Annotated in this window: 7 protein-coding genes; 2 read left to right on the top strand and 5 right to left on the bottom strand. The window is 41.4% G+C overall.

Annotated elements, in window-relative coordinates; all coding sequences use genetic code 11:
* Nucleotides 1-13 precede the first annotated feature (13 nt).
* Together J4861_RS02705 and J4861_RS02710 are read left to right on the top strand one after the other, a co-directional pair.
* Nucleotides 14-1,132 (top strand): glycoside hydrolase family 18, encoded by a 1,119-nt coding sequence (locus J4861_RS02705; RefSeq protein WP_211815689.1) that lies wholly within the window; start codon nucleotides 14-16, stop codon nucleotides 1,130-1,132.
* 40 nt (nucleotides 1,133-1,172) lie between these two features.
* A complete protein-coding gene (locus J4861_RS02710) occupies nucleotides 1,173-2,318 on the top strand; it encodes a DUF1735 and LamG domain-containing protein (RefSeq protein ID WP_211815690.1) in 1,146 nt (381 codons plus the stop codon).
* Between the two features lie 326 nt (nucleotides 2,319-2,644).
* Here J4861_RS02710 and J4861_RS02715 read toward each other — a convergent pair whose 3' ends face one another.
* The 5 genes from J4861_RS02715 to J4861_RS02735 form a co-directional block, all read right to left on the bottom strand.
* A complete protein-coding gene (locus J4861_RS02715; protein ID WP_211815691.1) occupies nucleotides 2,645-5,845 on the bottom strand; it encodes a type I restriction endonuclease subunit R in 3,201 nt (1,066 codons plus the stop codon).
* 15 nt (nucleotides 5,846-5,860) lie between these two features.
* On the bottom strand, nucleotides 5,861-6,991 hold the full coding sequence (locus tag J4861_RS02720; RefSeq protein WP_211815692.1) for a restriction endonuclease subunit S: 1,131 nt from the start codon (nucleotides 6,989-6,991) through the stop codon (nucleotides 5,861-5,863).
* Nucleotides 6,992-6,998: 7 nt separating this feature from the next.
* Nucleotides 6,999-8,675: a class I SAM-dependent DNA methyltransferase gene (locus J4861_RS02725; RefSeq protein ID WP_211815693.1), complete on the bottom strand. Its 1,677-nt coding sequence runs from the start codon at nucleotides 8,673-8,675 to the stop codon at nucleotides 6,999-7,001.
* A gap of 712 nt (nucleotides 8,676-9,387) precedes the next feature.
* A complete protein-coding gene (locus J4861_RS02730) occupies nucleotides 9,388-10,284 on the bottom strand; it encodes an Abi family protein (RefSeq protein ID WP_249110719.1) in 897 nt (298 codons plus the stop codon).
* 342 nt (nucleotides 10,285-10,626) lie between these two features.
* Nucleotides 10,627-12,201, bottom strand: coding sequence for a hypothetical protein (locus J4861_RS02735; RefSeq protein WP_211815694.1), 1,575 nt, complete (start codon nucleotides 12,199-12,201; stop codon nucleotides 10,627-10,629).
* Between the last annotated feature and the right edge of the window lie 5 nt (nucleotides 12,202-12,206).

The raw sequence follows: 12,206 nt of genomic DNA on the forward strand, positions 1-12,206 counted from the left end.
AAGCATTTTGAATATGAAAAACTTTAAATATATCAGTTCGTTGGTATTGCTCTGTACAGGAATCCTTTTCTGTGGATGTAGTAAGATGACAGAGGTAGAGAACGAACCTTACGATCATGTCGGTGGATATAATACGATGAACAATGCTGAAAGCGAGAAGTATTATGCCGATTTGAGAGCTTACAAGCAGCAAGCTGTTAACTATGGTCGTCCTGTTGCCTTCGGTTGGTATTCTAACTGGTCGCCAGCTGGTACCTATCGTCGTGGCTATCTGACCTCTATGCCAGATAGTATGGACATCGTTTCCATGTGGAGTGGGGCACCTAACCGCTTTAATATCACACCTGAACAGAAGAAGGATAAGGAGTTTGTACAGAAGGTAAAGGGTACAAAACTCTTGGAAGTTACGCTCTTGTCTTACATTGGTAAGGGCAGAACGCCTGACTCTGTGTACACTGCTGTTGAGAAGCAAGCAGAGAAAGAAGGCTGGGCAAACGATCAAGCTCGTGTTGAAGAGGCTAAGAAGAAGGCGCGTTGGAAGTTCTGGGGCTTCGATGGTGTTGTTGGTTCTGACAATCACAAAGAGGCTTTGGCTCGCTTTGCTAAGGCTCTTTGCGACTCATTGGTAGCCAATGACTGGGACGGTTACGATATCGACTGGGAGATTGGTAGTGGTGTCTTCGATATGGATGGCACGCTTAGCACTAATGCCGACCTCGTTTACTTGGTGAAGGAGATGAATAAGTATATCGGTCCTAAGAGTGATCCAGAACATAAGGGACACCGCCTTATCTGTATTGATGGCCATTTCGGTAGCCTTACCGAGGCATTGGATGGATATGTTGATTACTGGATTGACCAAGCTTATGGTCGTACAACTCATTTCGATTACTACGGTGTTGATCCAAAGACAATTATCACAACCGATAACTTTGAGTCTTCTTTCAAGAGTGGTGGTCAGCTGTTAAGACAAGCCAAAAGTATGCCTTCTAAGGGTTACAAGGGTGGAGTAGGTGCTTATCGTTTCGATAACGACTACGACAACACCCCTAACTACAAGTGGATGCGTCAGGCAATTCAGATTAACCAACAGGTGTTCAAGGAGAGAATGGGTCAAACCGCTCAACCTTAACATTGTAAATCTCACATAATAATTTTAATAGAATACAAATATGAATAAGCATATTTTCAAGCATATTGCTGTGGCGTTTGCCGCATGCTGTGTGGTGAGTTGCCAAGACAGTGAGAGCGATTTGTTGAAGCAGAAGGTATATTTTGATGGCAATCTGCAGAAAGTCGAAATGCCAGACACTGGTTCAAGCTTAGATGTTGACATTACTTCTCGCCTTTCTAATAAGCAAGGTGAGGCGGTGGATGTTTCTTATTCACTTGCCGACTCATCACTGGTTGCTCTTTATAATAGCAAGTATGGAACAGACTATGTTGCTTTCAAGCATCAGAATGTTACGTTCAGTAAGACTTCTTCAACGATAGCTGCAGGAAGCATCTACGCTGACAAGGTGTCGTTGATTCTTAATAATCTTGATCAGTTAGAGGCGGGTAAGAACTATATGTTGCCTATCAAGCTACATTCAAGTTCTACTCCTGTCATTGATGGTGAGGATGTTGAGTATATTATTTTAGCAAAACCTGTTAAGATAACAAAGGCTGGTGACTTCTATAATAAGTATATCTCTGTGAAGTTCCCTGCAGGAACCTACTTTAAGTCATTCACCTATGAGGCATTGGTTCACTCTATTTGGTGGGGTAGCAACTGTACTATTATGGGCTCAGAGGGTCTGATGATCTTCCGTGTAGGTGATGTTGGTGGTGGTATTTCATCTGGTATCTTACAGGCAGCAGGTAGACAGCACTATGAAGCACCTGAGAAACTTCAGATTAACAAGTGGTATCATGTGGCATTGACCTACGATCAGGCAACTGGTAAGACTGTTATGTATCTCAATGGAACGAAGTGGGCTGAGTCTGCATGGAATATTCCTGGCTTCGATCCTAATGCTGATGTTGGTTTCAACATTGGTAAGATTCCTGGCTTCCCTTGGGGTGAGCGTCCATTCTATGGTTATATGAGTGAGATTCGTGTATGGAGTGTTGCTCGTAGCGAGAATCAGATTAAGCAAAATATGCTGAGTGTTGATCCTAAGTCTGATGGCTTGGAACTCTATTTCAAGTTGAATGGGTCAGAGACTGTAAATGGTAATAAGATTAAGGATTCTGCTAAGGGTATCGAGTGTACCACAGGCGGTCTTGAGTTTACTACCCTTGCTCAACCACTCACAATGAAGGACCTTCAATAAGGTTCACCTTAAATAAATAATATAAAGAAGAGTCGGACAGCTTTTGTTCGACTCTTCTTTTTATCCATTGAACTCTTTTATCCATTGAACTTTGAGGTTTGAACTTTATGATATGTGTTTTTTATCCTTTGAACTTTGAGGTTTGAACTTTGAACTTTATGATATGAGTTTTTATCCTTTGAACATTGATGTTTGAACTTTACCCTTGCAAAGATAATCAATTCATGGAAGGAATGCAAAGCACATCTATGTACAGATATATGTAGGCTGTTCGTTTATCTTAATGAGAAGGCATAGCCCCAACCATTATGGCATAGACCTAACCATTATGATATCCAACCATACCCCTGTACAGCCATATCTACAAAGTGATCCAGCAGCAGGTTTGTCTTGTTCGAAAACACCTCCCTATCATAGGTCTTTGGCAGATCCTTATCGAGCGACCGTTGTATCAGTCCCAACACCTTTGTCTTTGGTTGTGGGTCTTTATACCAGTCAACCACCAACAATCTTTCTTTTTCCTCCACCAACTTGTTATAGAGGTTTTTAGAAGCAAGGATAACTTCCTTCTCTTCTTCCTTTGTTAGCTTTCTACCTTGGATAAGAAGATCGTAGATTTCAAGTTCTTCCTCCTTTAATCCCATATCTGCCGACCGTCCCTGCTCTTTCTTGAGTTCATCAATCAGCTGTAACAACTTCTCATAGTAATCCTCATTCTCCGTACCACCTGCATTATAGGTGTCAATGATATTCTTGTATCTTTGGGAGAATGGCACTCTCGTACAGTTCTTATTAATCAACTGTTCCAACGCAGTTTCTATAAAGGTGCGGAGATTATCAATCTCCATTGACTTATAAGGAGTTGCATTGATAGACTTACGAATACTTTCTATATCTAATTTACTTAAGTCGATCACCTTACTCTGATGAATACTATATTGTGGCTTGTCTTCTGCAACCATCACCGTAACGCTATCGTCCAGTGTGTAGCTCATCTTCTCCTTTGCCCTTCTTAGTTTCTCATCATCTATTCTGTTACAGAACAGTCCGTTGAGATAACTCAGTGGAGAGAACTTCTCATTCTTCCATCCAAGCTCAAATATCTCTGGCTTTGCTGCATCATGCAGGTTCATCATGAGGTTACTCATCACCTTAAACCTGTTCTTACTCTCGTCTTTCTCAAGAATCTTATCGTATGCCAATCGTAAGGACTCCAGTTTGTCTAATGTGTCGCCATCGGCGATAATCTTATCCAATCTTATCCCTAAGCCTTGTAAGAAGGAGTCACACTCGTCAATACAGCTATCAATATTTGCGATCAACTGTGTTATATCCTTTGCAGGGAAGTCCGCTCCTTCCTCACCATTTGAGGCATAGTCAGAGAGTGCCTGCTGCATATACTTAAACACATTGACATAGTCTACCACGATACCGCAGGTCTTACCGGGATACACACGGTTGGCACGTGCAATAGCCTGCATCAGTGTGTGGCCCTTCATAGGCTTGTCAAGATAAAGGGTAGAGAGCGAAGGAACATCAAAACCTGTTAGCCACATCGCACAGACAAAGACCAGACTCAGTGAGTCGTCCTTATCCTTGAACCTGTCTTCGATGTCTTTTCCCTCTGGTGTTATCTCTTTTAGCTTATTACGATGGAAGTTAATGTCTAAGCCTTGCGCCTTAAACTTCTCATTCTCGTCAGCTTCTTCACTGATGACCACAGCCATCTCCACCTTATTCATATAGTCTAATCGTGCCGTCAACTCGTCACGTTCTTCCTTTGTCGTGGCAGCGTTACGCTCCTTGACGAGGGCTTTCTTTTCTTCTGCCCAGTAGTGTTGCACCTTATCATACATCTTTACTGCCGTGTACTTATCAACACTGACCACCATGCCTTTCCCTAAGAAACCTCGTCTTGGAAAGTGGTGGGCAATGTCTTGTGCAATACGGTCAAGACGTCCGTCGCGCTTGATTACCTCTAAGATACGCGAGGAGGAGTTCTCTAAGAGTTCTCTTTCTCTGTCGTTGAGTTCCTCTTCTTCGACAATCTTGTCAATGTCAGAGTCAAGCCAGTTGTTCTCTAATCCCACCTCTGGCACTCGACGACTATAGTACAGGCGCACTGTACTACCGTCTTCAATTGCTTGTGCAAAGTTATATTCTGATACATAATCGCCAAACCACTGATTGGTTAGTCGTTTGGAACCTAACAAAGGGGTTCCTGTAAAGGCGATGTAGTTAGCATTAGGCAGACCCGTGTGCATGTTCTCTGCCAACTGCTTATACTGTGTTCTATGTGCCTCGTCCACTAAGACAAAGATGTCGTTACGCTCAGAGAGGAGGGGATATTTCTTTGTTTTGTCATACTGAAACTTATGTATCAGCGTGAAGACCATCGGTTTATTACCACTAAGGAACTCACGCAGCTGGGCTGCATTCTTTGGCTGGCACTCTTCTTTCTCGCCAATGACCTCACTGCGCACGAAGGTCTTATGTATCTGTGTGTCGAGGTCGTCTCTGTCGGTAATGACGAGGAAGGTGAAGTTGCCCTTTAGCTTGCGCCTTACCTTTCTTACGAACATCACCATCGAATAGCTCTTACCCGAACCCTGCGTATGCCAGAACACACCTAACTTTCCTTTCAATTCCTCTCGTCGCTCAACGCTCTGCATGAGGTTGTTTACACCTAAGTATTGGTGGTTTTTAGCGATAATCTTCACCTGCTTGTTGTCAAAGAAGATAAAGTTTTCGATATAGTCTAACAGGCGTTCCTTGCGGAAAAGACCGTCAATGAGGTTGATGATTGAAAGACCATACTCGGCTATATGCTCACGGTCGAGTTTCTCATGTTCGTCGTTGACCTTTAGCCAGTCGAAGAAGAATTCATACTTAGAGTTCCAAGCACCCAACTTCGTCTGCATACCATTTGAGAGTACGCATATCTGGTTTAGTGCAAAGATGTTGGGTATATCTTCTCGGTAGCTAACGAGATTCTTCTCATAGGCTTCCTTTATCTTTACGGTAGAGTTCTTCAACTCGATGAAGACCATTGGAAGTCCATTGACAAACAAGAGTACATCGGGACGACGATAACGAAATCTACCCTTTATCCACATCTGATTGACACAGTGGAAGTCGTTGTTCTCTACATTGTCAAAGTCTATCAGCCGAACGATGTCAAAGTCGTCTTTGCCGTTCTTCTTCACCTTTACATTGATACCATTGCGCAGATAGTTATAGAACTTATAGTTTGTGTCCATCATGTCCTTACCCGTATAATCCTTACGGAAGTCGGCTACTACCTGCGCTAAGATACTCTTGTCAATCTGTGGGTTAAGTCGTTCTAAGGCTGCAAGGAACACTGCAGGCAAGATACACTCTGATGAGTTGCGACGCTCCGTCTTGCTAACGTCATCTTGCGCTTCCACACTTGGGTCACACTCAATGCGCTTCCATCCGAACTCTGGTTGCGATAGTCGGGTACAAAGGGTCTGCTCTATGTCGTCTTCACTGATAAACGATTTCATAATACAATGGGTTGATTAAGATTTTACTTCAAGTTTGCCACTCATCAAACGGGGAAGGAGAAGGTCACGCTGGCGAGTGAGGAGTTGGTTTTGCTGTTGAATGATACTTATTTCTTTGAATAGAGGTTGTACTTTTTTAACGAATGAAATGTTAGTCTCCTCGTCGGGAAATAAAACTCTAATAGACTTAATTAGTTCTTGACTTAAGTTTTGTTGAGCAGCACCAAAGCTAATAGATAATAAGTATTCTCTAATAGACTTCAAATAGTGAAAGAGGTAATATTTATAGTCGATATGTTTTGGTGTAAATACACAACACGCTTGATTGCATGTAGCTTCAATTTCTGATATTCCTAATTTACCAACATTAACTCCATACATTGCCATAAGTAGAGTACCTTTGGGGAATAGTTTAGCTGAGGAATTGTTAACAGCATCTTCTGTGATACATTCCTCTGTGTTTATAAGGATACAATCTTGCAGTTCTCCTGTTTTTATCCAAGGAATAGTACCATTCTTATAGTATTCACCTTTATTTCGACTTGGTGTTCCACCAGATGATGTTTTGATGTTTTTTATTAACTTTATTCTTTTCCATCCTTTAGGCAATCCATTAACCATTTCTACATTCTCGTGTTTAGGGAATCGGAAACGGACGAACCACTCTTTATAAAGGTTCTCTGCCATCTGTTCTAACAGACGGATACGACGAGTGTTGTTCTCGATAAGACGGTCATAGGAGGAGAGGATAGAGGCTATCTTCTGTTGAAGCTTTTTTTCATGTATTTTAATCTTAAGAGAATGTAAGTGATTTTGATTCAGTGTAGGTACACCTGCTCCAGTATTATATTGTTCTAAATGCATCATTTGTAAGAAGTAATACACATATCTTGGAAAATTCCCCTTATAGTCTTTAACATATAAGGACGTATTTAGAGGCCAGCATCTTCCCTCTATATATTGAACTTTACCTAAACTTCCTGAACGTCCAGTAACAACCATAGGACCTTCCACTTTATATTCTTTATGAAAGGCTTTTATATTGGTAGATGTTATTACAGGATATTCTCCCTTTTCTATCTTATAATCTGGTAAATCAAATCCACGGTTAAGTCTGATAAAATCATCGAATCGAATCGTTTCCATACTCTGTTTACCCCAACAACTCCTTTAAGTTCTTCTCAATCTCACTCTCCAAGTCTTTAGCTTCAGCGGATAGCTTTGCAAACTCCGAGTTTAGCGATAGCATTTCGGTGCGGAATTCCTCTTCGGTCATTCCGTCGTCTTCAATCACTACGCCCACATATCGTCCTGCGTTAAGACTATAATCGTTGTCGATGATGCCATCTTCGCCTTCAAGTTTCGCTACCTTGCACAGACCGACAATGTCTTGATATTTGCCGTCTGGCCAGCGCTCTAAAAGCCAGTCTGCTTCGCGTTGCTTGTCTTCTGCCTTATACTCATCGACCAATGCCCAGAAAGCATCGCTGTCGCCCTCGTAAAGACGTGAGATGATTCCGAGGTTTTTTACCTGCTCTTCAGAGAACTTACGGTGTGCACGGTCTACCTGTGTAAAGATGTTACGAGCATCGACAAAGAGTATTTCGTCTTTCTTTGGTCGCTGCTTATTAAAGAACCAAAGTGTGGCAGGGAGGGTCACGGTAGAGAACATATTGCTGGGGAGGGTCACCATCTGACTGATGATGCCGTCCTCAATCATCTTCTTACGTATCTCCAGTTCGCTGCCTCCTGCATCGCTGGCAGAGTTTGCCATGACAAGTGCTGCCTTACCTTGCTCGTTGAGGGCTGTGGCAAAGTAGCCAATCCATAGGTAGTTGGCATTAGGTACGGTCTCTTTCTTGTCAGAAGCCTTCTTGGCAGACTTTGTTTTGTTGCGAGGTATACCATAGGTGTTAAAGCGTGCATCGTCTGTCACCCTCTCAACGACTACCTCATCGACATTAAACGGAGGGTTAGCCATGACATAATCGAACTGTCCAACGGCATTGTAAGGATCGCTATAGAAAGAGTTAGCCTCCGTAATCTCGCCACGCACATTGTTGAGTAGAAGGTTCATCTTTGCTAACTTTACCGTGTCAGGCTCTTTCTCCACGCCATAGCAACGGAAGTTCATCATCTGTTCGTTAGTGGCATTGTGGCGGTGCATATAGCGTGCCGCCTGAACGAACATACCGCCCGAACCGCAGGCTGGGTCAAGAAACTTCTTGTCGCCAGTGGCTGGCTGTAAGACCTCAACCATATACTGTACGACACTGGCAGGGGTATAGAAGGCTCCTCCTCCCTGACCTTCAGCAAGGGCGAAGTTGCCAAGGAAGTATTCGTAAATCTGTCCGAAGATGTCAATACTGATGTTTTCTGGAATGTCTTTGAACACACGTACGATGCGACTCAAGAGTTCAGGTTCCTCCTCAGGCACTAACTGTCCGTAGACCTCCTTTGGAAGAACACCATCCATACGAGGGTTCTCCTGCTCAATCGCCTCCATAGCAGCCTTTACTAACAACGCCTTTTGGGCATCGTCGGGGGCATCATTGAGATAATCAAAATAAGCACATTCGGGCAGGAAGAAACCACACTTCTCAATGGCTATGTCCTTATAGCTACGTTCCATGCGTGTGCCCTTATACTCGTTATAGGCTGCATCAATCTCCTCTTTATGCTGCTTAAAAAGCACATCGGCATAGCGGAGGAAGATAAGTCCAAGGATAGGCTGACTATACTTGTTGGCTGCAAGGTGTGCGCCAGCACGTAACATGTCGGCAGATTGCCATAGTCGGCTTTCGAGGTCTTTAAGTTCGGTACTTGTCATTGTCTTATTTTTCTTTTTGCGTATTGACTCTTTAATGATTATGCAAAGATATTAAAATAATACAAGAATACCTTAGGTTTTGTGGATAAGTTGACGAGTTAACGGGTTGACGAGTAAACAAGTTGACTGGTTGACGAGTTGACAAGTAAACGAGTGAACAAGTTGCTTGTGGACAGGGTAAGGGGAGACAGGGTAACAGGGTAAGGGAAGACAGAGTAACAGGGGGACAAGGAGACAGAGTAACATATTTAACAGGTTTTGGGGGAGGATGAGGTAACAAGTTGATAATGTAGGGTAAGGGTGAAATATGTTTACAAAAGGCGGTGCGTTTTGGGTCGAAAAATGGTCTTAAAAGGGCTAATCTTAGTGGTCTTGTAACTTGCAGAGAATCATATACTTGCAAGATTGCGTTTTAAAAGGGCGTTAGTAAGGGTCCAAGAGGGCGTTAGGTGGACCTCAAAAGGGCATCTTTTGCAAGCCAATTAGGCATCTTTTAGAAGGTAAATGGGCATAAATAAGAAGTTGATATTTGAAATATTTTGACACGAGGCTTCCCTTATGCTTTAGTTGTATAGTTTAAAAAAACGAGGGACTGCCATAGACAGTCCCTCATTAGTTCTTTTTATAGTGCAGTATGAAAGTCGAAACTAACAAGTGCACTTGCTAAATAGCGATGCAAAATTAGATAAATTATTTAGAGGAAACAAGTGTTTTAACTTTTTTTGTTTATTTCTTCTTCTTCTAATCCTGAATTGTGCAGTATAACGTCTTTGACACATTGATACGGAATACTATTATAGGCTTCTTGCAACTTAGCTTCCATCTCTATTACTCTGTTTTTAGATATTTTCAGTAGAAAATATCTGAAAACCAGATATGCACCTGATAGCATTGTTTTACGTCCACCTAAATCACCCAAAGGACCTTTACTTATAGCTTCAGGTAAGCTAAGGTCGAATAGTACTTTTCCGTGTGCGCAGCAATTGCGTAGGCGTCTGACCGTATTTATATAATTAGAAAAGACCGTAGGTTTTGAGATACCATACACTTTAGCAATATCACATTTTAGATGCTGATCTTTCAGATTATCGTATAGATTGATTATTGTACCAAAGGGCATAAACTCAAGTTCTTTCCATGCCGGAGCATCGGTTTTGTACTTGGTATAATGTTGATTAATCAGTGTTTCTTTCCTAATATTCTTAAGGATTCCCTTATATGTACGACTTTTTAAGAGTGAATCATTTACGACGCTATTATCTTTATACCAACATGGTATGTTTTTGTATTTGTTTGATACAAGATAAATAACAGTGGTTCTAAAATTCACCTCTATGCGACTGATGTATCGTAGCAGAATATTTCGTAGGTCAAAATCGAAATAATATAGTTTTATTGCATGTTCGAAAATAGTTCCATTTATGAATATATGGTTACGAGGTTTCCCCCTGGTTGGCATAACTTCAAATGGAAACCAATAACAGCCCATACGATAATAACCTATATCAAGTAATGCTTCCCTTACTTTTTCTTCTTGTTCGGCATCAATAGTCATACCACGAGTACGTAACTTTTGAATCTGATCGTTAACTGATATTGCTGTTTTCACCTTTACTTTTTTTGCAAAGATACAATAAAAATATAAAAAATAAAAAGTAATGCAATATTTTGTATACCATCCTAAAAATATCAAATTATTTCTGTAAAGCGGAAAGTAATAAATTAAAGAGGAGTAGGTTGACGAATGAGAGTTAGATGTACAGAGATGTTGTTTTATTTTCTTTTTCTGTTTGAGAAACTAAAGAGAAAACAAGATGAGAGGATGTATCAAAATGCAAATTAATAAATTGACAAATTTCAAACTATAAGTAGTTTTTCCTAAAAGCAAAGAAAAGACCATCTCTTTCCTCAAAATCGAGTATAGAAATGGTCTTTTTAAATGAATTGTGAATTACTTCACCACCACCTTACGTGTAGTGCCATCAGAAGACTTGATGATGTTAAGACCCTTCTGTAGCTTCTGAATCTGACGACCATCAACGGTGTAATACTTTTCTGTTGTAGTCTTACTGAAGTTTGCACTCTCGATACCATCGGTAGTAAGTGTGGCAACCATTGGTTCGCTTGAATACTTCTTGCCGTCAGCTTCGTAGACCATTATGACCTTGAGGGATGTGATAGAACTATCATAGAAGTGAAGAATACGTAGGTTATCGATAACCTTGAAGTCATAGTTATTCTTGTCCTGATAGTTGAAAGGAATATTGACTAATTCTTCCTGCTCCATGTAGTTGTAGTTAGTGCCTTTCTTGAACTTGAAAGGTTCTGTGCTACCATTAACATAGACATTGTAGTACATCTTCTCTGGGTCGAGAACGTTGCCATTAACGTCTGCGTTCTTTACATAGAATGCTAATTTAATCTCATTAGAAGTGTTTTCGTAGTTTGGAGTAGAGGTGAAATAGAAGTATTCTGGTGTTGCTGGTGCTCCAACCTCCTTCTGAATGTAAGGAGTCAAGGTAAGAGCATCATAGCTCTCAACGTAGTCTTCACCAGTAATGTTATCATTACTTGCTCTACCTAAAGAAGTTCTAAGAATCTTAGAAGTAGTCAGTTTACCAGTAGCATCAATGCTGAACTCAAGGTTATCTGCAGCCTTTTCTTCATTCTCGAAAGCAGCTGCAAAGGTGTGATATTCCGACTTATCGCTATCGTATTTCTTAAAGTCTGTCTTCTTGGTAATACCCAAATACTGATTAGTAGACATGACAGCCTTGTCGCCCTGCTTGGTAAGTTTCACCCAAACGTTTGCAAGTTTCTCAGCTTTGAACAAGCCCTTGACATAGATATCGTTATTATCGGTCATTACTTCAACAATACGTGGTGAAGGATCAGACTTAGAAGTAACGGTGTACTGGCTCTTTGTAGCTGTAGCTGGTGGTGTTACGAGCTGCTCTTTAAGTGGTTCAATCGTAAGAGCCCAGTCGCCACCATAGTTATTTAGCCAGCTATTATTATAGGTAGCACCCCATATTTGCTTCTTCTGACCCATACCAGACATCTTGAGTGTTCTTCCTTCCACTGTGAAATCTACGTAGTTCAAAGCTGGACCAACAGGCTCGTAATTCTTTCCATCATCAGAAGAAATCAAACGATTAAGAGAGATTGTGCGCTCACTACTTTCCTCCTCATCATCGTCCCCACCGAGGTCGTCTGTAAAGATATCCTGTGGTAGCTTTGCTCTATACTTGCCATCAGGTTGTCTCTCAAGCTTCAACCATGACTTACTGTCGAGGCCTGATAGTGGATTGTAAATGTAAATACAGCCATCTTCACCGATAACAATCTTAGACACGATACCTTCATATCTGCCAGGCTGAACACCTGTCCAGCCTTTCTTAACCCAAGACTTGCTTGAGCGATACAGGTTTTCAATCAGCTTACCTTTAGGAGTGTCCTTTATTATCTGAGCGGAAGCTGTAAGGCTCAGTACTAAAGCACAAATTGAGAATAAAGTTCTTTTCATAACTG

It is taken from the genome of Prevotella melaninogenica (genome assembly GCF_018127925.1).
Taxonomy (GTDB): domain Bacteria; phylum Bacteroidota; class Bacteroidia; order Bacteroidales; family Bacteroidaceae; genus Prevotella; species Prevotella melaninogenica_C.